General features: G+C 73.9%; 22 protein-coding genes. 12 read left to right on the top strand and 10 right to left on the bottom strand.

Annotation, left to right across the window (positions count from 1 at the left end):
• Positions 1-16 precede the first annotated feature (16 nt).
• Entirely contained in the window at positions 17-691 is a 675-nt protein-coding gene (locus MRBLML1_RS18570) for a potassium channel family protein (RefSeq protein ID WP_364518730.1), read from the top strand.
• A gap of 17 nt (positions 692-708) precedes the next feature.
• Here the strand turns inward: MRBLML1_RS18570 and MRBLML1_RS18565 are convergent, their stop codons facing one another.
• Genes MRBLML1_RS18565 through dut form a run of 4 tightly spaced genes read right to left on the bottom strand, consistent with a single transcriptional unit; the run spans position 709 to position 2,957 of the window.
• Entirely contained in the window at positions 709-1,455 is a 747-nt protein-coding gene (locus tag MRBLML1_RS18565; protein ID WP_364518728.1) for a DUF3159 domain-containing protein, read from the bottom strand.
• Entirely contained in the window at positions 1,452-1,811 is a 360-nt protein-coding gene (locus MRBLML1_RS18560; protein ID WP_414691272.1) for an OB-fold nucleic acid binding domain-containing protein, read from the bottom strand. The genes MRBLML1_RS18565 and MRBLML1_RS18560 overlap by 4 nt, the downstream gene beginning before the upstream one ends.
• A 4-nt stretch (positions 1,812-1,815) precedes the next feature.
• A complete protein-coding gene (locus MRBLML1_RS18555) occupies positions 1,816-2,463 on the bottom strand; it encodes a DUF3710 domain-containing protein (protein WP_364518726.1) in 648 nt (215 codons plus the stop codon).
• Between the two features lie 23 nt (positions 2,464-2,486).
• Positions 2,487-2,957, bottom strand: coding sequence for a dUTP diphosphatase (gene dut / locus MRBLML1_RS18550; protein ID WP_364518724.1), 471 nt, complete (start codon positions 2,955-2,957; stop codon positions 2,487-2,489).
• A gap of 51 nt (positions 2,958-3,008) precedes the next feature.
• Here dut and MRBLML1_RS18545 point away from each other — a divergent pair, with 51 nt between their 5' ends.
• Together MRBLML1_RS18545 and MRBLML1_RS18540 are read left to right on the top strand one after the other, a co-directional pair.
• Entirely contained in the window at positions 3,009-3,485 is a 477-nt protein-coding gene (locus tag MRBLML1_RS18545; protein ID WP_364518722.1) for a DUF3093 domain-containing protein, read from the top strand.
• A 21-nt stretch (positions 3,486-3,506) separates the two neighbouring features.
• Entirely contained in the window at positions 3,507-3,794 is a 288-nt protein-coding gene (locus MRBLML1_RS18540; protein ID WP_364518720.1) for a DUF4235 domain-containing protein, read from the top strand.
• Between the two features lie 102 nt (positions 3,795-3,896).
• Here MRBLML1_RS18540 and MRBLML1_RS18535 read toward each other — a convergent pair whose 3' ends face one another.
• The 3 genes from MRBLML1_RS18535 to MRBLML1_RS18525 form a co-directional block, all read right to left on the bottom strand.
• On the bottom strand, positions 3,897-4,187 hold the full coding sequence (locus MRBLML1_RS18535) for a DUF4193 domain-containing protein (protein ID WP_011756350.1): 291 nt from the start codon (positions 4,185-4,187) through the stop codon (positions 3,897-3,899).
• Positions 4,188-4,325: 138 nt separating this feature from the next.
• Positions 4,326-5,129, bottom strand: coding sequence for an inositol monophosphatase family protein (locus MRBLML1_RS18530; protein WP_364518717.1), 804 nt, complete (start codon positions 5,127-5,129; stop codon positions 4,326-4,328).
• Complete coding sequence (locus MRBLML1_RS18525; protein ID WP_364518715.1) at positions 5,126-6,214, bottom strand: ferrochelatase; 1,089 nt, start codon at positions 6,212-6,214, stop codon at positions 5,126-5,128. The genes MRBLML1_RS18530 and MRBLML1_RS18525 overlap by 4 nt, the downstream gene beginning before the upstream one ends.
• A 32-nt stretch (positions 6,215-6,246) precedes the next feature.
• On the opposite strand from MRBLML1_RS18525, the gene MRBLML1_RS18520 reads away from it, so the two are divergent.
• The 5 genes from MRBLML1_RS18520 to MRBLML1_RS18500 all read left to right on the top strand — a co-directional run bounded on the left by MRBLML1_RS18520 (position 6,247) and on the right by MRBLML1_RS18500 (position 12,452).
• Positions 6,247-7,449: an MFS transporter gene (locus MRBLML1_RS18520; RefSeq protein ID WP_364518713.1), complete on the top strand. Its 1,203-nt coding sequence runs from the start codon at positions 6,247-6,249 to the stop codon at positions 7,447-7,449.
• Positions 7,433-8,737, top strand: a complete 1,305-nt coding sequence (locus tag MRBLML1_RS18515) for a D-arabinono-1,4-lactone oxidase (protein WP_364518711.1) — start codon at positions 7,433-7,435, stop codon at positions 8,735-8,737. Before MRBLML1_RS18520 ends, MRBLML1_RS18515 begins: the two co-directional genes overlap by 17 nt.
• Positions 8,734-9,123 (top strand): YchJ family protein, encoded by a 390-nt coding sequence (locus tag MRBLML1_RS18510; protein WP_364518709.1) that lies wholly within the window; start codon positions 8,734-8,736, stop codon positions 9,121-9,123. The genes MRBLML1_RS18515 and MRBLML1_RS18510 overlap by 4 nt, the downstream gene beginning before the upstream one ends.
• Positions 9,124-9,241: 118 nt before the next feature.
• On the top strand, positions 9,242-10,261 hold the full coding sequence (sepH, locus tag MRBLML1_RS18505) for a septation protein SepH (protein WP_364518707.1): 1,020 nt from the start codon (positions 9,242-9,244) through the stop codon (positions 10,259-10,261).
• A 145-nt stretch (positions 10,262-10,406) separates the two neighbouring features.
• Complete coding sequence (locus MRBLML1_RS18500; RefSeq protein ID WP_364518705.1) at positions 10,407-12,452, top strand: SDR family oxidoreductase; 2,046 nt, start codon at positions 10,407-10,409, stop codon at positions 12,450-12,452.
• A 4-nt stretch (positions 12,453-12,456) separates the two neighbouring features.
• On the opposite strand, the gene MRBLML1_RS18495 is transcribed toward MRBLML1_RS18500, so the two are convergent.
• Entirely contained in the window at positions 12,457-13,278 is an 822-nt protein-coding gene (locus tag MRBLML1_RS18495; RefSeq protein WP_364518703.1) for a sulfurtransferase, read from the bottom strand.
• Between the two features lie 78 nt (positions 13,279-13,356).
• Between MRBLML1_RS18495 and MRBLML1_RS18490 the strand changes: the two genes are divergently transcribed.
• The gene (locus MRBLML1_RS18490) at positions 13,357-13,848 is read left to right on the top strand and encodes a hypothetical protein (RefSeq protein ID WP_364518701.1); all 492 of its coding nucleotides are present in this window, start codon (positions 13,357-13,359) and stop codon (positions 13,846-13,848) included.
• 6 nt (positions 13,849-13,854) lie between these two features.
• On the opposite strand, the gene MRBLML1_RS18485 is transcribed toward MRBLML1_RS18490, so the two are convergent.
• Both MRBLML1_RS18485 and MRBLML1_RS18480 read right to left on the bottom strand, forming a co-directional pair.
• A complete protein-coding gene (locus MRBLML1_RS18485) occupies positions 13,855-15,315 on the bottom strand; it encodes a glutamate--cysteine ligase (RefSeq protein ID WP_364518699.1) in 1,461 nt (486 codons plus the stop codon).
• A gap of 24 nt (positions 15,316-15,339) precedes the next feature.
• Positions 15,340-16,332 carry a DUF4192 domain-containing protein gene (locus MRBLML1_RS18480; RefSeq protein WP_364518697.1) on the bottom strand — a complete coding sequence of 331 codons (993 nt, stop codon included), beginning with the start codon at positions 16,330-16,332 and terminating at the stop codon, positions 15,340-15,342.
• 132 nt (positions 16,333-16,464) lie between these two features.
• On the opposite strand from MRBLML1_RS18480, the gene MRBLML1_RS18475 reads away from it, so the two are divergent.
• From MRBLML1_RS18475 to MRBLML1_RS18465, 3 genes are all read left to right on the top strand, one after another.
• Complete coding sequence (locus MRBLML1_RS18475) at positions 16,465-17,802, top strand: DNA polymerase IV (RefSeq protein WP_364518695.1); 1,338 nt, start codon at positions 16,465-16,467, stop codon at positions 17,800-17,802.
• 10 nt (positions 17,803-17,812) lie between these two features.
• Complete coding sequence (locus tag MRBLML1_RS18470) at positions 17,813-19,987, top strand: S9 family peptidase (protein WP_364518692.1); 2,175 nt, start codon at positions 17,813-17,815, stop codon at positions 19,985-19,987.
• Positions 19,988-20,140: 153 nt separating this feature from the next.
• Entirely contained in the window at positions 20,141-21,106 is a 966-nt protein-coding gene (locus tag MRBLML1_RS18465) for a sigma-70 family RNA polymerase sigma factor (RefSeq protein ID WP_364518690.1), read from the top strand.
• Positions 21,107-21,113: the final 7 nt, after the last annotated feature.

The following is a 21,113-nucleotide window of genomic DNA, read 5'->3' as shown; positions in this document are numbered from 1 at the left end:
GAGGAGACGACAGGACATGAGAGTCGCTATCGCCGGTGCCGGCGCCGTGGGTCGCTCGATCGCCCGGGAGCTGATCGAGAACGGCCACGAGGTGCTCCTCATCGACAAGTCCCCCGGATCGATCCGCCCCGAGCGGGTCCCGGACGCGGAGTGGCTGCTGGCCGACTCCTGCGAGCTGTCCTCGCTGGAGGAGGCCCGCCTCGACAAGTGCGACGTGGTCATCGCCGCCACCGGCGACGACAAGGCCAACCTGGTCACCTCGCTGCTGGCGAAGACCGAGTTCGGCGTGCCGCGCACGGTCGGCCGGGTCAACCACCCCAACAACGAGTGGCTGTTCACCGAGGCCTGGGGCGTCGACGTCAACGTGTCGACCCCGCGGATCATGTCCGCGCTGGTCGAGGAGGCGGTGACCGTCGGCGACCTGGTCCGGCTGTTCACCTTCCGCCAGGGCAACGCCAACCTGGTCGAGATGACCCTGCCCGCCGACTCGCCGTACGTCGGCAAGGCCTCCGGCCTGATCCCGCTGCCGGACAACTGCGCGCTGGTGACCATCCTGCGCGACAGCCAGGTCTACGCCCCGACGCCGGAGCAGCCGGTGGAGGCGGGCGACGAGCTGCTGTTCGTCGTGCCGGCCGAGGCGGAGGACGCCCTGGAGCGCCTGCTGGCGCCCGGCTCGCACCCGGAGAAGTAGCCCGGAGAACAGCCGGGCTACGCCGCCTCGGGCTCGGCCTCGAGCGGCGTGGCGTTGCGGGCGAGCAGCCAGATCATCAGCGCCCAGGAGCCGATGCGCAGCACCCACCCCAGGCCGGTCCGCAACGCGAAGATGAGGACCACCGCGAGGTTGGTGCTGATCACCCCGCGGTCCCCCATCAGCCAGATCGGGCCCTGGATGAGCACCCCGACCGCGCCCGGCAGCAGCATCACCCAGGTGAGCCGGCTGCACAGCCGGACGACCTGGCGGTTGGCGTGCCAGCCGATCGGGTCCTCGGCGACCGCGCCGAGCATGAACCCCAGCGCCGGCCAGCCCGCGAGGCAGGACCCGCCGAGCACGACCGTGTAGGCGAGGCTGATCAGGATGCCGGGCAGGAAGAAGGCGAGCTTCTTCTCGTCCTCGGTCGCGCCCGCGCTGTCGGCCCACTGCACGAACACCCAGCCGATCCCGATGCCGAAGATGGCGTTGAAGACGTACTGCATGGTGCTGCGCTGCAGCGCCCGCAGGAGCAGGGCGATGCCGGCCACGCCGAGGCTCGCGATGAGCGCCCAGCGCAGGTTGTCCGTGGGCAGCCACACGGCCGTGAACACCAGCCCCGGTACGGCGGCCTCGACCATCCCGCGCCGGCCACCGAGCGCCGCGGCCAGCTGGTGGCGCACCAGCGCCTCGACGGTGTCGACGCCGATCCGCTTGCCGGCATCGGCGGAGAGGGTGTGCTCCTCGTGCTCGTCGGTGCCGCTCACAGCAGCTCGTAACGCGGGTTGTAGAGGATCCGGCCGTCCTCGTGCAGCCCGATCCGGCCGCTGACCTCGATCGCCCGGCCCGGGCCGATCCCGGCGATCCGCCGGCGGCCCAGCCAGATCACGGTGATGGTGCCGGTGCCGTCGTACAGCTCGGCCTCGAGGGCGGGCACCCCGCCCCGCGGGCGCAGGGTCACCGTGCGCAGCGTGCCGCGCAGCCGGACCGGCTCCCGGTCGGGCGCCTCGGCGATGCTGACGACGCCCTCACGGGTGAACGTCTTGCGCAGCTCGCGCGCGTCCGCCTCGGCGTTGTTCGCCCACTTGCTGATGGTCCGCCGCAGGCGGCTCTTGGTGGCCACGGGCTCAGTCCGCGGTGGGCCTCGGCTGCGCCCCGTCGGGGAGGTTCAGCGGCAGCTGCTCGCCCACCGGCATCGCGTGGTTGCCGCGGCGCACCGCGAGCTGCGCGATGGCGGCCTCCCACTCGGCGGCCGCCTCCGGCTCACGGGCCGGCTCGCCGAGGAAGGTCGCCCGCAGCAGCCAGCGCGGGCCGTTGACGCCGATCACGCGGGAGGTCTGGGTGCCGGTCTGGCCGTCGGGCCGCGCCAGCTGCACCTCGCACACCAGCTCGGTGCCGAACCGGCCCTCGCGCTCGGTGGCGGTGCCACCCCGGCGGGCCGCGTCGGCGGCGATCTGCGGGCGGATGTCGCTCCACAGGTCACCGTGCCGCGGGGCCGCGAAGGCGCGCAGCTCCAGCGCGCCCTCCTCGGTCGCCAGCAGCACCGCGCGCACCTCGCCGGACTGCTCGTCCACCTGCACCCGCAGCTCACGGTCCGGCAGCGGCGCCACCAGCAGCGAGCCCAGGTCCAGACGGGGGACGTCGTCCTCGGGCAGCTCGTCGACGTCGTAGGGCCCCTCCGCCGCCGCCTCGGCGTCGGTCCGGTCCTCCCCTGCGGTCTCGTCCGTGGTGACCTCGTCGGTCTCCTCGGGCGCGCCCTTGCGCCGCAACCTCACGTTGCTCTCCTCCTCAGGGCTCGTCAGCGAGCCAGCTCGTCGGGGTTCGAGAACCCACCGGTAGAACCGTAGCCGCCACTGCCACGCACGCTCTCCGGAAGGCTCGCGACGGGGACGAAGGCGGCCCGCTCGTAGCGCTGCACCACCAGCTGGGCGACCCGGTCGCCCCGCTTCAAGGTGATCGGCTCGACCGGGTCGTGGTTGATCAGCAGCACCTTGATCTCGCCACGGTAGCCCGAGTCGACCGTGCCGGGGGTGTTGACGATGGACAGGCCGTGGCGCGCCGCCAGGCCCGAGCGCGGGTGCACCAGGGCGACGTACCCCTCCGGCAGGGCGATCGCGATCCCGGTCGGCACCAGGGCCCGCTCCCCCGGCGCCAGGCTCACGTCGACCGTGGTGAGCAGGTCGGCGCCCGCGTCACCCGGGTGGGCGTACGCCGGCAGGGGCAGGTCGGGGTCGAGCTGCTGGACGGCGATCTCGAGGTCGGCAGGCACGGGGAGACCCTAGGGGATGGCCGGAAAGGGTGAGGTGGGATCATCCTCCGCGTGACATCGTCGAAGCCCGCCTACGCCGAGCGGCTGCGCGTCCCGCTGCGCTGGTGGGCCCAGGGCACGATGTTCATCGCCACCTTCTGGCTGGCCATGATCGTGGCCCTCGTCGAGAAGGCGCCGCTCCTGCCGTGGGCGATCACCGGGCTCCTGCTGGCCGGCCTCGCGCTCTTCCTGCGCTCCTACGGCGGCGCCCGGCTCGTCCTCGACGACGACTGGTTCCTCGCCGGCCGGGCCCGGATCGAGCTGGAGCACCTCGGGCCCGCCGAGGCGCTCGACGCCGACGCCACCCGCCACGTCTCCGGCCCCGGGGCCGACGCCCGTGCCTACCTGCTGCTGCGGCCCTACCTCAAGCAGTCGGTCAAGGTCGCCATCACCGACCCGGCCGACCCGGCGCCGTACTGGCTCCTCAGCTCGCGGCACCCCCAGGCGCTCGCCGGGGCGCTGAACGCCGCCCGGAACGCGCCCAGGTAGCCCTCCCGCTAGGCTCGGTCCATGGCAAAGGACAGCTCGAAGGTCTGGTCGGCGTTCTCGCTCGTCGCCGCGCTCGGCGCGGCCTCGGTGGCGAAGAAGGCACTCGACGCCGGCTGGAAGGCCGCGACCGGCAAGCAGCCGCCCGCCAACCCCGCCGATCCGGACGTCGAGTTCCGCGAGGCGGTCGCGTGGGCCGCGATCAGCGGCACGCTCGTCGCGCTGGCCAAGATGTTCGCCCAGCGCCGGGCCGCCGGCTACTACCTGAAGTCCACCGGCGAGCTGCCGCCGCCGCTGCGCAAGGACGCCTGAGCGCCCCGCACGAAAAGGCGACGCCCGGACCCGGTCTCCCTCAGGAGCCCGGTCCGGGCGTAGTCGCACCGGTCGGCCGGCCGCGATGGCCGGCTGTCGCGCTCAGGCGCAGTCGCGGCAGATCATCTTCTTCGGGTCCGCCAGCTGGCTGCGGTGGTGGACCAGGAAGCAGCTCATGCAGGTGAACTCGTCGTCCTGCTTGGGCTTCACCTCGACAGCGAGCTCCTCGTGCGAGAGGTCCGCACCCGGCAGCTCGAACGACTCGGCAGCCTCCGCCTCGTCCTCGTCGACCTTGCCCGAGTTCTTGTCGTGGCGGCGCGCCTTGAGCTCTTCGATGCTCTCCTCGGACTGCTCGTCCTCGTTCTTGCGCGGTGCGTCGTAGTCAGTCGCCATGACGTGTCCTCTCCCCTGAAGTGAACCGGCCCCCCAGCACGTGGTTCGTACTGATCAGCGCGGCAGATTGTGCACCATCGGTGTCGGTTTGCGACACCCGGGTGGATGCGAGCCGCCACAACGGCGGCCCGGTACCCGTTATTCCCCGGTGAAACCGGCGTCACGTACGGCGGCGAGAAGCTCCCCGAAGCCGTGATCGGGACCACACACGACGAGGTCCTTGCCACCCGCCCCGGGGAGGTGCTCCAGGCGGGCCCCGGCGCGACGGGCGACCAGTCCCGCGGCGGCGTGGTCCCACAGCTCGACGCCCTCCTCGACGTACCCGTCGAGGGAGCCGGCGGCGACCCGGCACAGGTCGAGCGCGCACGATCCCGAGCGGCGGATGTCGCGGACCTGGGGCAGCAGCCGGGCGACCGCGGCTCCCTGGACCGCGCGCACCTCGCGGACGTAGCTGAACCCGGTCGCGACCAGCCGCTGGCCGAGCGGGGCCGGGCCGCGGACCGACAGCGGGCGACCGTCGCGGGTGGCGGGGCCGTCGGCGGTGGCGGCGTACACCTCGCCAGCGGCGACGGCCACCACGACGCCGGCCACCACCTCGCCGTCGACCTCCGCCGCCAGCGAGACGGCGTGCTCGGGCAGGCCGTAGAGGAAGTTCACGGTGCCGTCGATCGGGTCGGCGATCCAGCGCACCCCGGACGTCCCGGCGACGTCGTCGCCCTCCTCACCGAGGAAGGCGTCGTCGGGCCGGGCCGCCAGGATCCGGGCCCGGATCAGCTCCTCCGAGGCCCGGTCGGCGGCGGTGACGACGTCGATGTCGCTGGACTTGGTGGCCGCCACCTCGACGGTGCCGGCGCCGCGCTCGCGGACCAGCGCGGCGGCCTCCTGGGCCACGTCGAGGGCGAGCTCGAGCAGCGCGGCCGATGTCGCAGCGGCGGTGCTCACCGGCGCGCCGCCAGCCGGTCCTCCTGGCCCTCGCCGAGGCAGCAGCCCATCGGGCACCGGTCGTGGGAGGGCCCGCGCACGCCGAGCGCGGGCCGGTCCACCTCCTCGCCCCGCGCGGCGGCCGCCCGCTCCACGACGAGCTCGCGGATCGCGCTGACGAAGGACGGGGCGACACCGGCCGAGGCGGCGCGACGGGCGGGCAGGCCGAGCTTCTCCGCCGTCGCGAGGGCCTCGGTGTCGAGGTCGTAGACGACCTCCATGTGGTCGGAGACGAAGCCCACCGGGATCAGCACGACGCCGGCCGCGCCCTCCCCGGCCAGCTCCTCCAGCCGGTCGTTGACGTCCGGCTCCAGCCAGGGCGTGCGGGGCGAGCCCGAGCGCGAGCAGTAGACGAGCTCGTGGGCCCGCTCGACCCCGGTCGCGTCCCTGACGGCGTCCGCGACGACCTGGGCGACGTCGAGGTGCTGGGCGACGTAGGCACCGCCCTCGGGCCCGCTGCTGTCGCTCATGGCGGTGGGGATCGAGTGGGTGACGAACACCAGCCGGGCGTCGTCGCGGACCTCCGCGGGCAGGTCGGCCAGCGCGGCGAGCACGCCGTCGACGTTCGCGGCGACGAAGCCGGGGTGGTTGAAGTACGCCCGCACCTTCTCGCACCTCGGCCGCTCCAGGTCCGCGGGCAGCGCGTCGAGGGCGTCGGTGAGGTTCTCGCGGTACTGCCGGCAGCTCGACCAGGAGGAGTACGCCGACGTGAGCACGCACACCACGTGTCGTACCCCGTCGCGTGCCATCTGCTCGACCGTGTCGGTGAGGTAGGGCGCCCAGTTGCGGTTGCCCCAGTAGACCGGCAGGTCGACGCCGTGCTCGGCGAGCTCGGTCTCGAGCGCGGCGATCAGCGCCTTGTTCTGGTCGTTGATCGGCGACTTCCCCCCGAACAGGAAGTAGTGCTCGCCGACCTGCTCCAGGCGCTCGCGCGGGATCCCGCGGCCACGGGTCACGTTCTCGAGGAAGGGAACGACGTCCTCCGGCTTCTCGGGGCCACCGAAGGAGACGAGGAGCAGGGCGTCGTAGGGATCGCAATTGGGCACGCCTCCATCGTAGGGAGCAGGATGACGCCGCCATGTTGCAGACCTACCGCCAGATCTTCACGCCGGCCACGGCACTGTTCAGCCTGACCGGCCTGGTGGCGCGCCTGCCCATCTCGATGGTGGGCCTCGGGATCGTCCTGCTCGCCGAGCACGAGACCGGCTCCTACGGCTTCGCGGGCTCGGTCTCGGCCGTCGCGCTGATCGCCAACGCGCTCTTCGCGATCCCTCAGGGCCGGCTGATCGACCGGCTCGGGCAGGGCCGCGTGCTCTCCGTGGTGATCACCGTGTGGGGCCTCGGCCTGGCGGCGGCGATGGGCTCGCTGGACTGGGGCTGGCCGCGCTGGTCGACCTACCTGCTGGCGGCGGTCGCGGGAGCGGCGCTGCCCTCGGTCGGCACCTGCGTGCGGGCCCGCTGGTCGCACACCCTGGCCGCGCACCCGGACCGGTTGCACACGGCGTTCTCGTTCGAGGCGGTCGCTGACGAGACGGTCTTCCTCGTCGGGCCGATCGCGGTCACCATGCTCGCCACGGCCGTGCACCCGGTGGCCGGGCTGACGGCGGCGCTGGTGGCCGGCACCGTCGGCACCTACGTCTTCGCCGCCCAGCGCGGCACCGAGCCGCCCGTGCACCCACCGGTGGCCGCGGAGGGCTTCCGCCCGCCGATCCCGTGGTCCGCCATCGCGCCGCTGACCGTCGTCGCGGCCGCGCTCGGCGTGCTCTTCGGTGCCGCCGAGGTGGTCACCGTCGCCTTCGCCGAGGAGGAGGGGCACAAGGGCGCCGCCGGCTTCCTGCTCGCGATCTGGGCCCTCGGCAGCCTGCTGGCCGGGCTCGTGTCGGGCGCGATCGCCTGGCGGCGCGGCCCGCTCTTCCGGCTCCGGGTCGGTGCGCTCGGCATGCTGGTGGCGATGGCGCCGCTGCCGCTGGTGCCCTCGCTGCCCGTGATGGGCGCGGTGCTGCTCGTCGGCGGCCTGGCCATCTCCCCCACCCTCATCGCGGCGATGTCCCTGGCCGAGCAGGTCCTGCCGGCCGCCCGGCTGACCGAGGGGATGGCCTTCATCCAGACCGGGCTCGCGGCCGGGCTGGCCCCCGGTGCGGCCGTCGCGGGGGTGGTCATCGACGCGCACGGCGCCTCGCCGGCGTACCTGGTCTGCGCGGCGGGTGGGCTGCTCGCCCTGGCCGGCGCGCTCGCCACCCGGGCGCCCGCTACCCTCGCGCAGCATGAGCAGCTGGCGTAACTGGTCGGGCCTGGAGTCGGCGAGCGGCCTGCGGACCGTCACCCCCAGGGACGCCGCCGAGGTGGTCGAGGTCGTCACCGCCGCCCGTGCGGCCGGCCAGACCGTCAAGGCCGCCGGCACCGGGCACAGCTTCACCGGGATCGCCACGCCCCGGCACGTCCACCTGCTGCCGGAGCGGATGCGCGGCATCCTCGCCGTCGACCGCGAGGCGATGACCGTCACCGCGCGGGCCGGCACCCAGCTCAAGGTGTTCAACGCCGAGCTGGAGCGGCTCGGGCTGAGCCTGCACAACATGGGCGACATCGCCGAGCAGACCCTGGCCGGAGCCGTCTCGACCGGCACCCACGGCACCGGCGGCCGCGCCGCCGGGCTGGCCGCGCAGGTGGTCGGCTTCGAGCTGGTCACCGGCACCGGCGAGGTCGTGCGCGCCTCGGCCACCGAGGACGCCGACCTGCTCGCCCTCGGCCGCGCCGGGCTCGGCGCGCTCGGTGTGCTGACCACCCTCACCTTCGCGGTGGAGCCGCTCTTCCTGCTCCGCGCCGAGGAGCGGCCGATGTCCTGGGCCGACGCGCTCGCGGCCTTCGACGACCTGACCGCGTCCCACGACCACGTCGACATGTACTGGTTCCCGCACGCCGACCGGATGCTCACCAAGCGCAACACCCGGGTCGGCACCGACCTCTCGGCCGCCGAGCCGCTCCCCCGCTGGCGGGGCTGGCTCGACGACGACCTGCTGTCCAACACCGTCTTCGGCACGCAGACCGCGCTGCTCAACCGGGTGCCCCGGGCGATCCCGGCCGCCAACCGGTTCGCCTCGCGCCTGCTCGGCCCCCGCACCTACACCGACGTCGCGCACCGCGTCTTCACCACCGAGCGCCGCGTGGTCTTCCGGGAGATGGAGTACGCCGTGCCCCGCGCCGCCGGTCTCGACGTGCTCCGGGAGTGCCGCACCGCGTTCGAGCGCTCCGGGCTGCGGGTCTCCTTCCCGGTCGAGATCCGGGTCGCGCCGGCCGACGACGTGGCGCTGTCGACGTCGTACGGCCGGGACTCGTTCTACCTCGCCTTCCACACCCACCGCGACGCCGACCACACCGCCTACTTCGCGCTGATGGAGGCGATCGTGCGCGACCACGACGGCCGGCCGCACTGGGGCAAGCTGCACCACCTCGACGCCGGCGACCTGGCCGCGCGCTACCCCCGCTTCGGCGACTTCGTCGCGCTGCGCGACCGGCTCGACCCGGACCGGGTCCTCACCAACCCCTACCTCGACCGCGTGCTCGGCGCGTGAGCCGTGGCGCCTGCCCCTGCGGCTCCGGGTCGTCGTACGACGGCTGCTGCGGGCGCCTGCACCGCGGCCTCGGCGCGGCGGCGACCGCCGAGGAGCTGATGCGCTCGCGGTACACCGCGTTCGCGACCGGCGACGCGGCATACCTGCTCGCGACGTGGCACCCCGCCACCCGGCCCGGCTCCCTCGACCTCGACGCCACGGTGCGCTGGACCGGGCTGGAGGTGCTGGCCACCGAGGCGGGCGGACCGGCGGACCGGCGCGGCGTCGTGGAGTTCCGGGCGTCGTTCGTCGAGGACGGCCGGGCGCGGTCGCTGCACGAGGTGAGCCGGTTCCGGCGTGACGCCGAGGGCTGGCAGTACGTGCGCGGGAAGGCGACCTGGTCGTGAGCTGGGCGTGAGCGAAATGTCGACAGATCACCCACACGCCGCGCGGCCAACCCGATCCGGGGCGCCCGCGGGCGTAGGCTCGGCGCACCGGAGCAGGCAGGACAGGACCGAGGACCACGTGAGCGAGACCGAGGACGCGGGGACGGCGCAGGACGCCGCGCCCGCCGCGCTCTCCTTCACCGGCACGTCCCCGGACCGTCGCCGCCTGCTGCTGGTGGACGACCAGGGCGCCGAGTTCACCCTCGACATCACCCCTGACCTGCGCGCCGCGGTGCGCGGGGAGACCACCCGACTCGGCCAGCAGTTGGAGATCAAGATGAGCAGCAGCATCCGTCCGCGCGAGATCCAGACCCGCATCCGGGCCGGCGAGACCGCCGAGGCCGTCGCGACCGCCGCCGGGACGACCGTGGACGCGATCATGCCCTACGTCGCGCCGGTCCTCGCCGAGCGCGAGCACGTGGCCGAGCGCGCGCTCAAGGCGTCGCTGCGTCGTACGCCCGGCGAGGGCACCGCCGCGCACACCCAGAGCCGCGTGCTCGGCGACGCCGTCGCCGCCCACCTGCGCGCCCAGGACGCCGACCCGGCCGAGGTCGCCTGGGACGCCTACCGGCGCGAGACCGGCCGCTGGGTGCTCACCGGTGCCTACACCGCCGCCGGCCGCGCCGGCACCGCCCGGTTCACCTACGACGCACCGGGCAACTACGCGCTCTCCGACAACGACGACGCCCGCTGGCTGGTCGGCGACGTGCTCCCGGAGCCCGCCTCCCCCGCCCGCGACGACCTGCAGCAGGTGCGCGAGCGCCGCCTGGCCGCCGTACCGGCCGACGAGCTGCCGCTGGGCGGGGACGCGCCCGAGGAGCTCCCGCTGGGCGACTCCTTCGACCAGGCGCTCGGCCTGGTCGCCGGCGAGGCCGCCGAGACCCTGGTCGACGTCCCCGAGCCGCGCGCGCCCCGGGAGCCCGCGGCGCAGCCGACGCTCGACGAGCCGATCCGCGCGACCGCGGAGGAGACGTCCGCCGAGGACGCCGCCGCCGAGGAGGAGCGGGCCAAGCACCGCCGGCCGGTGCAGAAGAAGCGCGGCCGGGCGTCCGTCCCGAGCTGGGACGAGATCATGTTCGGCGGCTCGGACCAAGCCTGATGGGCCGAGCGCGTCTCCGGCGGCATGAGCGCTCAGCAAGCTGCCGTCGAGCCGCCTCCCGCCGCGCTGCCGGCCTGATCGAGCGCGCTGATCCGAGGGTGGTCAACCCGGGCCGCTGACCCCGGTTTGGGCGTAGCCTTCGCGCATGGCCTACTTCGTGACCGGCGCCACAGGCTTCATCGGGCGTCACCTCATCACTGAGCTCGTCGACCACCGCGACGGTCCGATCTACGTCCTGTGCCGGGCGTCCTCGCTCGGGCGGATGGAGGCGCTGGTGCGCCAGTGGGGCTCGGACCGGGTCCAGCCGGTCGTCGGCGACCTGAGCCAGCCGGCGCTCGGGGTCGACGCGGAGTGGGTCGCCGAGCACACCGGGGAGATCGCGCACTTCTTCCACCTCGCCGCGATCTACGACATCACCGCCGACGACGCGACCAACGACGCGATGAACATCGAGGGCACCCGCAACGCGCTCGCGCTCGGCGAGGCGCTGCAGGTCGGCACGTTCCACCAGGTCTCCTCGGTCGCGGCGGCCGGTGACTACCGGGGCCGGTTCGACGAGACCATGTTCGAGGAGGGCCAGCCGTTGCCCTCGCCGTACCACCGCACCAAGTACGAATCGGAGAAGATCGTCCGCGACGAGGCGACCGTGCCGTGGCGGGTCTACCGGCCGGCGATCGTGGTGGGCCACTCCGAGACCGGCGCGATGGACAAGATCGACGGTCCCTACTACTTCTTCCCGCTCATCAAGCGGCTGCGCGACAACCTGCCGTCGTGGCTGCCGCTGGTCGGCGTCGACCTCGGCGACACCAACCTGGTGCCGGTCGACTACGTCGCCAAGGCGATGGACCACCTCGGCCACCTGCCCGACCGCGACGGCGAGGCCTTCCACCTGGTCAACCCCGAGCCGCAGCCGGTCGTGGAGATGATCAACGCCTTCTGTGCCGCCGCCGGGGCGCCGCGCTTCGCGACGCCGGTCAACCGCGCGGTCACCACCGCCGGCCCGCTCGGCCTGATCCCGCGGGCGCTGCGCCCGATCAACCTGATGACGGCCGTCGTCCGGTCCACCCCGGCGCAGCTGGTGCTCGACCAGACCATCGGCCGGCTGGGCATCCCGGCGGAGGTGCTCGCGCACAGCTCGTTCCCGTCGGTCTTCGACTCGCGGATCACCGAGAAGGCGCTCTCCGGCTCCGGCATCAGCGTGCCCCCGCTGGAGACCTACGTCCGCTCGCTGTGGTCGTACTGGGAGGAGAACCTCGACAACACCGTCGGCCGCGACCCCAAGGCCCGCGCCGCGCTCAAGGACAAGACGGTCGTGATCACCGGCGCCTCCTCCGGCATCGGCAAGGTCGTCGCGCTCAAGGTCGCCCAGGCCGGTGGCATCCCCGTGCTCGTCGCGCGCGGGAAGGAGAAGCTCGAGGAGACCAAGGCCGACATCGAGGCCCGCGGCGGCCAGGCCCACGTCTTCCCGTGCGACCTCTCCGACCTGACCGCGATCGACCGGCTGTGCGAGCAGCTGGTCGCCGAGCTGCCGAGCGTCGACTACGTCATCAACAACGCCGGCCGCTCCATCCGCCGCTCGTTGAAGCTCTCCCAGGACCGCTTCCACGACTTCGAGCGCACCATGCAGCTCAACTACTTCGGCGCGATCCGGCTGGTCATGGGCCTCATGCCGCAGCTGCACGACCAGCGCTCCGGGCACATCGTCAACATCTCCTCGATCGGCGTGCAGACGAACCCGCCGCGCTTCTCGGCGTACGTCGCCTCGAAGGCCGCCCTCGACGCCTGGAGCAACGTGGTCTCCTCCGAGGTCGTCGGCCACGGGATCACCTTCACCAACGTGCACATGCCGCTGGTGCGGACGCCGATGATCGCCCCGACCAAGATCTACGACAAGTTCCCCACCATCTCCCCCGCGCAGGCCGCGGACGTGGTGATCAAGGCGATGGTCGACAAGCCGCACGAGATCAACACCGCCCTCGGCACGGCGGGCGAGCTGGCCCACACGATCGCCCCGCGCACCGCCTTCCGGGTGCTCAACCTGGCCTACCAGGTCTTCCCCGACTCGGCCGCCGCCAAGGGCCAGAAGCCCGCCTCGCAGGCCGCCGCGGCCGCCGAGGAGGCGCCCGCCGCCAACCGCCGGGAGACCGAGCAGATGCTGCTCGCCCAGCTGTTCCGCGGCGTGCACTGGTGAGGCGCTAGCGCTCGCCCGTCTCGACCGGGCGGGCCGGGTCGGCGACCCACTCGCTCCAGCTGCCCGGGTAGAGCGCCGCGCGCACCCCGGCGAGCTCCAGCGCCAGCAGGTCGTGGGCCGCGGTGACCCCGGAGCCGCAGTAGACCGCGACGTCGGCCCCCGGCACCGCCCCCACCGCGGCGTAGACCGCGGCCAGCTCCTCGGCCCCGCGGAAGCGGCCCTCGGCGTCCAGGTTGAGCGAGGTCGGCACGTTGCGCGCGCCCGGGACGTGGCCGGCGACCGGGTCGATCGGCTCCACCTCGCCGCGGTAGCGCTCGGCGGCCCGGGCGTCGACCAGCACCTCCACCCCGCTCACGGCGTCCACCCCGACCACGGGCGTCGCGGGCTCCGCCGTCGCAGTGAAGTCGCCCGGGTCCGGCCTGGTGCCCGCACCCTCCTCCACCGGGAGACCCGCTGTCCGCCAGGCCGGCCAGGCCCCGTCGAGGACCCGCACGTCGCGGTGGCCGTGGTGGCGCAGCAGCCACCAGCAGCGCGCCGCCGCGTGCCCGGACCAGTCGTCGTAGACCACCACGGGCCGCGCGTCGCTCACCCCGGCGGCGCGCATCGCCGCGACGAAGTCGCCCACCTCCGGCAGCGGGTGGCGCCCCCGCGGCCCGGGTGCGGCGGCCAGCGCCGTCCCCAGGTCGACGTACGACGCTCCGGGGACGTGCCCCGCCGCGAACTCCTCGAGCCCGCCGGGCCCGCCCATCCGGTAGCGCACGTCCAGCACGGTCACGTCGGCAAGCCGCTGCGCCAGCTCCGCGACGGCGATCAGGGGCGAGGTCATGCGGGCAACCTATCCACCTGCGCCCCGGGCCTGTGGAGGACGGCTCCGGCCGGCGCCGGAATCGGGCAGGCTGCTGGCATGACGGTCGGCCCGGGTCTCAACGAGCCGCTCCCGCTGCTGTTGCGGCGGGTGCTGCGCGGTGCCGTGCAGGAGCACGCCCGGACCGAGCGGCGCCGCAGCTTTCCGGCGGTGCTCCACGTCGGCATCCCCGGCGGCCCCGAGCGCACCTTCGAGATCGTCCCCGAGGAGGAGCTCGACCACGCCCTGCGGGTGGAGATCGTCGAGGCGATGGCCCGGCACAGCCTCGGCAACGGCGCGGTGCCGCTGGTGTGGCTGACCCGGATGGCGCGCGGCGCGGATGCCGAGGACCTGGCCTGGTCCGCCGCCGTCGGGCACGCCGCCGGTGAGCTCGGCGTACGCCTGGACCTGGTCGTGATCACCCGGCGGGCCTGGCGCGACCCGCGCTCGGGGGCCGGCCGGTCCTGGGCGCGGGTGCGCCCGCCCCGTCCGGCCGCACCGGTCGGCCCAGCCGAGGCGAGCGAGCCGTCGGCACCACCCGGGTCCGGCTGAGCCTGCTCACCAGCGGTGGACGGGCTCGTTCTCGTGCATCCGCGTGCGGTACTCCCCCAGCACGGCGCGCAGCGCGTCGTACCGGTCCTCGTCGTGGCGCTGCTGCATCTGCCGGGCGAACCAGTCCGCGCCGTTGGTGTGGTGCAGGCAGCGCTGCTCGATCACGTCGAGGTAGCGGCTCGCCTCGTCGGCGCCGACACCCCAGGCGGCGAGCCCCTCGTGCGCGAGCGGCAGCAGCCGTCGTACGACGAGCTCGGTCGCCTGCACCCGCCCCAGCCCCGGCCAGTAGACCTCCGCGTCGATGCCGTGCTGGGCCGCGGCGTGGAAGTTCTCCTCGGCCGCGCTGAAGGACATCTGCGACCACAGGGGGCGGTCGTTCTCCGCCAGCGCCCGCACCAGGCCGAAGTAGAACGCGGCGTTGGCGACGGTGTCGACCACGGTCGGTCCGGCGGCCAGGATCCGGTTCTCCACGCGCAGGTGGGGCAGGCCTCCGGCGACGTCGTAGACCGGCCGGTTCCAGCGGTAGATCGTGCCGTTGTGCAGCCGCAGCTCGGACAGGTTCGGCGTGCCACCCGCCTCCAGGACCGTGAGCGGGTCCTCCTCGTCGATGACCGGCAGCAGCGGCGGGAAGTAGCGAACGTTCTCCTCGAACAGGTCGAAGACCGAGGTGATCCAGCGCTCTCCGAACCACACCCGCGGCCGGACGCCCTGCACCTTCAGCTCCTCACCGCGGGTGTCGGTCGCCTGCTCGAACAGCGGGATCCGGGTCTCGGCCCACAGGTGCTTGCCCAACAGGTACGGCGCGTTGGCGCCCACCGCGATCTGCACCCCCGCGATCGCCTGCGAGGCGTTCCAGTACGACGCGAACCGCTCCGGGCTGACCTGGACGTGGAACTGCGTGCTGGTGCACGCCGCCTCCGGCATGATCGTGTCGACCGTCGTGCGCAGCCGCTCGACGCCGTGGATGTCGATCGTGATGTCCTCGCCGCGGGCCCCGAGGATCTGCTCGCTGAGCAGCCGGTAGCGCGGGTTGGCACTGATCGCCTCGTCGGTGAGGTGCTCGGGCGCCAGCGTGGGCAGGATCCCGATCATCACCTGGTGCGCGCCCAGCGCGGCGGACCGCTCCTCGGCGGCGTTCAGGCTCTCCCGCAGCCGCTCCTCGCAGGCGATCAGGCCGCCGTCGGCGAGCGGGCCCGGGGGGAGGTTGAGCTCGATGTTGAACTGTCCGAGCTCGGTCTGGAAGCCGGGGTCGTCGATCGCGTCGAGCACCTCGTCGTTGCGCAGCGCCGGATCGCCCGCCTCGTCGACGAGGTTGAGCTCGACCTCGATGCCGGTCCACGGGTCGTCGGTGTCGAAGGCGGACTCGCGCAGCATCCGCTCGAAGACGTCGAGACAGCGCCGGACCTTCTCGCGGTAGCGCGTCCGGTCGGCAGGCGTGAATTCCTGTGCGGCGACCTCATCACCCATGTCCCGACACTAGTGGGAACCTCGTCATGGCAGGCCGAGCGTCCAGTCGAAGCCGCCGGCCCACACCTCCGGCGGCACCGCGTGGCGCAGCAGGAGGGCGAGGTCGCCGGCCAGCGGGTACGCCGGGTCGGCCCGCTCGCACCGCGACAGCGCCGCCCAGGCGAGCGCCCCGTCGCCGCGTTGCCACGCCGCCCAGCCGAGGACGGTCGCGGGCGCGGCGGCGAGCTCGTCGGGCGTGCCGCGCAGCACCGCCGTCCAGAGCCGGACGTGCGCGTCCGCGCTGTCGCGGTCGAGCAGCGCCCACGCGGCGTCGCGGACCCGCGGCACCTGCATCGTCCAGACCAGCCGGGCCACCTCGGTGGGGCCGGGCGGCGCACCTCCGCGGATCGCCCGCGCGACCGTCGCGGCCACCCAGGTGCCCTGGGCGCGCACGGCCCGGGGCCCGGTCGGCAGCCCCGTCGCCGCGTGGCCGGCGTCGGCGAGCGCGACAAGGACGGCGTCGAGCGAGGCCGGGTCGGGCTCGAGCGAGGCGAGCAGGTCGTCGCGGGTGGCGTGGGCGAGCCGCCCGGTGGCGAGGGCCTCGACGACGAACGGGTGCGCGGTGGCGGCGTAGGGCACCGGCGGCCCGGGGCCGTCGGGGCCGTCGAGGTCGGCGTGCTGCTCGCCGTCGGTGACGCACGCCAGCGCGACCCGGAGCCCGGCCCGGTCGCACGCGGAGCGCAGGAGCGTGTGGGTCGCGGTGGCCGCGTCCGGGTCGGCGGTGAAGTAGAGCAGCACCACGGCGTGGGCGCCGTGGCGGACGGCGGGCCGGACCAGGGCGTCGTCGAGGAGGCGCGCCGTGGAGGAGGCCAGCCTCGGCGGCGACGGCAGGTCGAGCCGGCCGTGGAAGGGACGCGGTGCGCCGAGGGTGAGCATGACGATCGACTCGCGTGGCCAGAAGCCGAGCAGGACCGGGGCGAGGGCCAGCAGGTCCTCGCGGGAGTGGACGGTGAGCTGAGGAGGGGCGGTGGTGGTCATGGCCCGAGGCTCGTGGGAGGGGCCGACGGTGGGAGGGGAGGCTGCGCAGGCCTGTGGAGGACGGGCGGAGCGGGCCGGCCTGTGGAGACGGGGTGGACGGTCCTGGGGGTGGTGAGGACTAACGTGACGCCGGTGCGTGCCCGGGCCTCGATCCTCCACCTGGATCTCGACGCCTTCTTCGCGGCGGTCGAGCAGCGCGACAAGCCGTCGCTGCGCGGCAAGCCGGTCGTCGTCGGCGGGACCGGCGGGCGCGGGGTGGTCTCGACGGCGTCGTACGAGGCCCGGGTGTTCGGGGTCCGCTCGGCGATGTCCACCCGGGAGGCGCGGGCCCGCTGCCCGCACGCGGCGTACCTGTCCGGGCGCTTCGAGGCCTACCGCGCGACCAGCGCCGCGGTGATGGGGCTGCTGCGCTCCTGCTCGCCGCTGGTCGAGCCGCTGTCGCTCGACGAGGCCTTCGTCGACCTGGAGCAGGCGGGCCTGCCCGACCTGGAGGTCGCCACGGTGACCGCCTTCGCCGAGGACCTGCGCGCCCGGGTGCACGAGGTCACCGGTGGACTGACCGCGTCGGTCGGCCTGGCCAGCTCGAAGTTCCTCGCCAAGATCGCCAGCGACCTCGACAAGCCGGCCGGGCTCGTCGTGGTCGCGCCGGGCACGGAGCGGGAGCTGCTGCGCCCGATGCACGTCAAGGTGATCCCCGGCGTCGGCCCCGCGACGGTCGAGCGACTGCGGCGCGCCGGCATCCACACCGTCGCGGAGCTGGAACGGGTCACCGAGGAGGAGCTGGTGCGCCAGGTCGGCAAGGCGCTGGGCACGGCGCTGTTCCAGCTCGCGCGCGCGGAGGACGACCGGGCCGTCGTACCGGACCGCGAGACGAAGTCGGTGAGCGTCGAGGGCACCTACGAGCACGACCTCACCGACCGCCGGCAGATGGAGTCGATCGTGAGCCGCCAGGCGGGCGAGGTCGCCAAGCGGATGAAGGCCGGTGGGCTGTCGGGGCGCACGATCACGCTCAAGGTGCGGATGTACGACTTCACCACGCTGAGCCGCTCCGCGACCCTGCCGGCGCCGACCGAGCACGCCGGCACGATCGCCCGGCTCGCCCGCCAGCTGTTGGCCGACCTCGACACCTCCGGCGGCGTCCGCCTGCTCGGGGTGGGGGTCTCCGGGCTCGCCGACTGGGTCCAGGAGGACCTCTTCGCCGAGGAGGGCGAGGAGGAGCCGGGACCGGAGGAGGCCGAGCGGCCCGAGGAGGCCGGCGCCCGACCGCGCGGCGCGACCTGGGCGCCGGGGATGGACGTGGTGCACGACGAGCACGGCCGCGGCTGGGTGTGGGGGGCCGGGCGCGGCGTGGTCACGGTCCGGTTCGAGACCGCCGAGACCCCGCCCGGGCCGGTGCGCTCCTTCCCCGCCGACGACCCGGCGCTGCAGCGGTGGCGACCGCCCGCGCCGGAGCAACCGGCCGAGCAGTAGCGTTCGCGGCATGTCCGACGTACAGCCGCCGCGCGCCGACCGCCGTCCCGTCACGACCGCGCCGCACGGGCGCACCCGCACCGACGAGTACGACTGGCTGCGGGCCAAGGACGACCCCGCGGTGATCGCCCACCTGGAGGCGGAGAACGCCTGGACCCAGCACCGCACGGCGCACCTGGCCGGCCTGCGCGGACGGATCTACGACGAGATCAAGGCCCGCACCCTGGAGACCGACCTGTCGGTGCCGACCCGGGTGCGCGGCCACTGGTACTACGGCCGCTCCTTCGAGGGCCGCCAGTACGGCGCCACCTGCCGGGTCCCGGTGAGCGACCCCGACGACTGGACGCCCCCGCAGCCCGCCGCCGACGCCACGCCGGACCAGCCCGCGCTGCCCGGCGAGGAGGTGCTGCTCGACCTCGACGAGCTGGCCGAGGGCCACGAGTTCTTCTCCCTCGGCGGCTCCTCGGTGAGCCCCGACGACCTGCTGCTCGCCTACGCCGTCGACGTGGTCGGCGACGAGCGCTACACCGTGCGGGTGCTCGACCTGCGCACCCGCACGCTGCTCGACGACGAGCTGACCGGCGTCATGGGCGGTGTCACCTGGGGCGACAGCACCGACTCGGGAGGGCCGGGCCACTTCTACTACACGACCGTCGACGAGGCCTGGCGCCCCGACAAGGTCTGGCGGCACCGGCTGGGCACGGCGCAGGCCGACGACGAGCTGGTCTTCCACGAGCCCGACGGGCGCTACTTCGTCGGGGTCGGCCGCACCCGCAGCCGCCGGTACGTCGTGGTGGCCGCGAGCTCGAAGACCACCTCGGAGTACCACGTCCTCGACGCCACCGACCCGGCCGCGCGGCCGGTGCGGTTCGCCGAGCGCACCGACGGCGTGGAGTACTCCCTGGAGCACGCCGTCCTCGGCGGCCGCGACCACTTCCTGGTGCTCCACAACGCCAGCGGCCCGGAGTTCGAGCTGGCGATCGCGCCCGCCGAGCCGACCCCGCCGTCCGGCTGGCGCCCACTGCTCCCCCACGACCCCGCGGTCCGGCTCGAGGACGTCGACGCCTTCGCCGGTCACCTCGTCGTGCAGCAGCGCAGCGCCGGCACCAGCCAGGTGCGCGTCCTCACCCTCGGCGAGGACCCCGCGGCCCCGGTCGCCGCCGACCGCCTGGTGGAGTTCCCCGGCGAGCTGGCGACGGTCGGCGCGGGCAGCAACCCGGCCTGGGAGCAGCCCACCATCCGGGTCGGGATGACCAGCCTCGCCCGGCCCTCGGCGGTCTACGACCACGACCTGCGCACCGGCGAGCTGGTGCTGCGCAAGGAGGCGCCCGTGCTCGGCGGCTACGACGCCGACGACTACGAGGAGCACCGGCTCTGGGCGACCTCGACCGGCGGCGCGCAGGTGCCGATCTCACTGGTCGTGCGCAAGGGCGTGCGCGGCCAGGCCGGCACCGACCCGGTCCCCGTGCACCTCTACGGCTACGGCGCCTACGAGGCCTCGATCGACCCGTACTTCTCCGTCGCCCGGCTCTCCCTCGTCGACCGCGGCGCGGCCTTCGCGATCGCCCACGTGCGGGGCGGCGGCGAGATGGGCCGGCACTGGTACGACGACGGCAAGCTCGAGCACAAGCAGCACACCTTCGACGACTTCGCCGCCGCGGCCCGCCACCTGGTGGAGGCCGGCTGGACCACCCCCGACCGGATCGTCGCCGAGGGCGCCAGCGCCGGTGGGCTGCTCATCGGGGCGGTCGCCAACCAGGCGCCGGAGGCGTTCGGCGGCTTCGTCGCCGGCGTACCTTTCGTCGACACGCTGACCACCATGCTCGACCCCAGCCTGCCGCTGACCGTCCCCGAGTACGACGAGTGGGGCAACCCGACCGACGACCCGGAGGCCTACGACCGGATCGCGGGCTACGCGCCGTACGAGAACGTGGCCGACCTGCCCTACCCCCCGATCCTCGCCGAGACGTCGCTGAACGACACCCGGGTGCTCTACGTGGAGCCCGCGAAGTGGGTGGCCCGGCTGCGCGAGCGGGCGCCGCGGGCCGAGGTCCTGCTGCGCACCGAGATGGCTGCCGGGCACGGCGGCGTGTCGGGCCGTTACCGCGCCTGGGAGGACAGGGCTTTCACGCTGGCATGGATCCTGGATCGCCTGGGCCTCGCGGAGGTCGACCTCCGAAGTTGAGAAGTGGCTGAGATTCCCTTTTTCTCGCAACTTCCAGGGGATGCCGCACGTCATTGCGGATAGAGGAACACCAAGGCCCGGGAATCCGGGCCCCACCCCTGGTGTTGGGAACCATGTGCGGAAGCCCCGTCCGCACGACGAAGGAGGGACGCGATGGCCACGGCAACTGCGAACAGGACGCGCAACACCGGTCGGGAGATCGAGGGACGCGACAGCGTCGGCCTGTACCTCGACGAGATCGCGCGCACCCCTCTGCTCGACGCGGCGCGCGAGGTCGAGCTCGCCAAGACCATCGAGGCCGGCCTGCTGGCCGAGCACCTCCTCGCCGAGGGCCGCGTGGGCCGCAAGAAGGGCGGGGCCCCCAAGCAGGCCTCCCAGGCCGAGCTGGAGTGGCTCGCCGAGGAGGGCCGCAAGGCGGTCACCGAGTTCATCAACGCCAACCTCCGGCTCGTCGTGTCCATCGCGCGCAAGTACGGCCGTGCGCAGATGCCGATGCTCGACCTGATCCAGGAGGGCAACACGGGCCTGATCCGCGCGGTCGAGAAGTTCGACTACGCGAAGGGCTACAAGTTCTCGACGTACGCCACCTGGTGGGTGCGCCAGGCGATCACCCGCGGCATCGCGCAGCAGGCCCGCGTCGTCCGGCTCCCCGTGCACGTGGTCGAGGAGCTCAACCAGGTGGGCGGCGCGCGCCGCACCCTCGAGCGGCAGCTGGGGCGCGACCCGGAGCCCGAGGAGATCGCGGCCGAGCTCGGCATCGAGGTCGACCGGGTCCTGGACCTGATGGCCTGGGGCCGTGAGCACGTCAGCCTCGACACCCCGGTCGACGAGGACGGCGACACCTCGCTCGGCGACCTGATGGCGCAGGAGACCGCGCCCGGTCCGGACCTGACCGTCCTCGACGTGGAGGCCCGCGACCGGCTCAACAGCCTGGTCGACCAGCTCGACGCACGGGCCGCGGACATCATCCGCTCCCGCTACGGGCTCACCGACGGTCGCCAGCACAAGCTCGCCGACATCGGCGTCAAGCACGGCATCTCCGCCGAGCGGGTGCGCCAGCTGGAGCGCGAGGCGCTGCAGAAGCTGCGCCGTCTCGGCGACCCGGACCTGGCGGCCTGATCGGGGG

The sequence above is a fragment of the Nocardioides sp. LML1-1-1.1 genome, assembly GCF_040676175.1.
Classification (GTDB): domain Bacteria; phylum Actinomycetota; class Actinomycetes; order Propionibacteriales; family Nocardioidaceae; genus Nocardioides.
Note: the sequence above shows the minus strand (reverse complement) of the source record. Positions and strands in the feature narration are given on the sequence as shown.

What these genes read in the sequence shown, in the direction of transcription:
- MRBLML1_RS18535 (WP_011756350.1), bottom strand. Translation starts at nt 4,187, where the DNA reads ATGGCGACTGACTACGACGCACCGCGCAAGAACGAGGACGAGCAGTCC.
- MRBLML1_RS18515 (WP_364518711.1), top strand. Translation starts at nt 7,433, where the DNA reads ATGAGCAGCTGGCGTAACTGGTCGGGCCTGGAGTCGGCGAGCGGCCTG.
- MRBLML1_RS18470 (WP_364518692.1), top strand. Translation starts at nt 17,813, where the DNA reads ATGTCCGACGTACAGCCGCCGCGCGCCGACCGCCGTCCCGTCACGACC.
- MRBLML1_RS18465 (WP_364518690.1), top strand. Translation starts at nt 20,141, where the DNA reads ATGGCCACGGCAACTGCGAACAGGACGCGCAACACCGGTCGGGAGATC.
- MRBLML1_RS18485 (WP_364518699.1), bottom strand. Translation starts at nt 15,315, where the DNA reads ATGGGTGATGAGGTCGCCGCACAGGAATTCACGCCTGCCGACCGGACG.
- MRBLML1_RS18480 (WP_364518697.1), bottom strand. Translation starts at nt 16,332, where the DNA reads ATGACCACCACCGCCCCTCCTCAGCTCACCGTCCACTCCCGCGAGGAC.
- MRBLML1_RS18540 (WP_364518720.1), top strand. Translation starts at nt 3,507, where the DNA reads ATGGCAAAGGACAGCTCGAAGGTCTGGTCGGCGTTCTCGCTCGTCGCC.
- MRBLML1_RS18500 (WP_364518705.1), top strand. Translation starts at nt 10,407, where the DNA reads ATGGCCTACTTCGTGACCGGCGCCACAGGCTTCATCGGGCGTCACCTC.
- MRBLML1_RS18495 (WP_364518703.1), bottom strand. Translation starts at nt 13,278, where the DNA reads ATGACCTCGCCCCTGATCGCCGTCGCGGAGCTGGCGCAGCGGCTTGCC.
- MRBLML1_RS18520 (WP_364518713.1), top strand. Translation starts at nt 6,247, where the DNA reads ATGTTGCAGACCTACCGCCAGATCTTCACGCCGGCCACGGCACTGTTC.
- MRBLML1_RS18490 (WP_364518701.1), top strand. Translation starts at nt 13,357, where the DNA reads ATGACGGTCGGCCCGGGTCTCAACGAGCCGCTCCCGCTGCTGTTGCGG.
- MRBLML1_RS18570 (WP_364518730.1), top strand. Translation starts at nt 17, where the DNA reads ATGAGAGTCGCTATCGCCGGTGCCGGCGCCGTGGGTCGCTCGATCGCC.